Here is a 1,439-nt window from a genome sequence, read left to right as displayed (position 1 = left end):
CGCGATCACGGCCGCGGCCGACCCGGCGAGCACCAGGAAGCGACGTCGATCCGGGCCCGGGCCCGGGACCGGGTGCTCGGCGTCCGCGGTTCCGGACGGGCTCGCGGGTGCGGGGAACAACGCGCCGATCATCAGACGCAGCGCCACCACGGCGAGGACGGTGCCCACGAGGGTCGGCAGCGCCCACGCGGGTCCGGCCGTCGGACGCGTCACCGCCGCGAGCGTTCCCGTGAGACCGAGGGCGACGATGATGAGGGAACCGATGGGGCGGCGCGGACGCTCCAGTAGGCCGACCACCACGCCGAGCACCGCGAGGATGCCGGCGAGGCTGATCAGCAGCGCGGGCTTGTCCGCCGTGCCGAGCGCGTCGATGGTCGCCTCGCGGACGGCCGCGGGTGCGCGGTCGACCACGGAGTCGGCCACCGCCAGGAAGGGTGACGACCCGGGGGCGATGAGTCCCGCGATCGCGTGGCCGACCGCGAGGGCGATACCGGTCGAGAGGATCCCCGCGGAGATCTGAGCCGTCACACGGGGTCGGGGCTGGGTGGTGTCCACATCAAGAGTTCGGAGCACGGGCCCCGCCGGACGGTTCCGGAGAAATTTTCTGAGGGCCACCCATCCGTCTCGACAGCAGTGCCGAAGAACCCTTGACCCAGCACGCAAGGCTCTGTTGAAAGGACCAACACAATGAGCATCACGATCTCCCGCCGTATGGCATCGATCGCGGCGGCGGCTGCCGTGAGCGGCCTCGTTCTGGCCGGCTGCGCGGACGACGAAGGCAGCACCGAGGCCGAGGGCACCACGACCTCCCCCATGACCTCCGAGATGACCACCGAGGAGACCTCTCCCATGGCGGAGCCGGCCGGCATGCTGGTCGGTCCCGGGTGTGCGGACTACGCCGAGGCCAACCCGGACGGCCCGGGCTCGGTCGACGGCATGGCCATGGAGCCGGTCGCCACCGCCGCCTCCAACAACCCGCTGCTCACCACCCTCACGGCCGCCGTGTCGGGCGGGGTGAACCCGGAGGTCGACCTGGTCGACACGCTCAACAACGGTGAGTACACCGTGTTCGCGCCGGTCGACGACGCGTTCGCGCAGGTCGACGACGCCACGATGGAGGCGCTGCAGACCGATCCCGAGCTGCTCACCACGATCCTGACCTACCACGTCGTGGAGGGGCAGATCTCGCCCGAGGACATCGAGGGCATGCAGACGACCCTCGCCGGTGACGACGTGGACGTCTCCGGTTCCGGTGACGAGCTCATGGTCAACGGGGCCAACGTGATCTGTGGTGGCGTCCAGACCGCCAACGCCACGGTCTACCTCATCGATCAGGTCCTCGTCCCCGAGGAGTGATCCCACTGGACCCCGGGAGGCCCTGACCTCCTGAGTGTTCCGGCAGCACCGAGGCCCGGGTCGACGCGAGAGCGTCGACCCGG

At 70.5% G+C, this 1,439-nt stretch carries 1 protein-coding gene and 1 pseudogene; one reads left to right on the top strand and one right to left on the bottom strand.

What is annotated here, in order from left to right; translation table 11 throughout:
* Positions 1-555: pseudogene (locus G6031_RS14390) on the bottom strand (oxidoreductase); the annotation flags it as partial.
* A gap of 132 nt (positions 556-687) precedes the next feature.
* On the opposite strand from G6031_RS14390, the gene G6031_RS14385 reads away from it, so the two are divergent.
* Positions 688-1,356: a fasciclin domain-containing protein gene (locus G6031_RS14385; RefSeq protein WP_182653611.1), complete on the top strand. Its 669-nt coding sequence runs from the start codon at positions 688-690 to the stop codon at positions 1,354-1,356.
* Positions 1,357-1,439: the final 83 nt, after the last annotated feature.

This window comes from Dietzia sp. CQ4 (genome assembly GCF_014145125.1).
GTDB classification, from domain to species: Bacteria; Actinomycetota; Actinomycetes; order Mycobacteriales; family Mycobacteriaceae; genus Dietzia; species Dietzia natronolimnaea.
This window is presented reverse-complemented; position numbering and strand designations above follow the sequence as displayed.

What these genes read in the sequence shown, in the direction of transcription:
- G6031_RS14385 (WP_182653611.1), top strand. Translation starts at nt 688, where the DNA reads ATGAGCATCACGATCTCCCGCCGTATGGCATCGATCGCGGCGGCGGCT.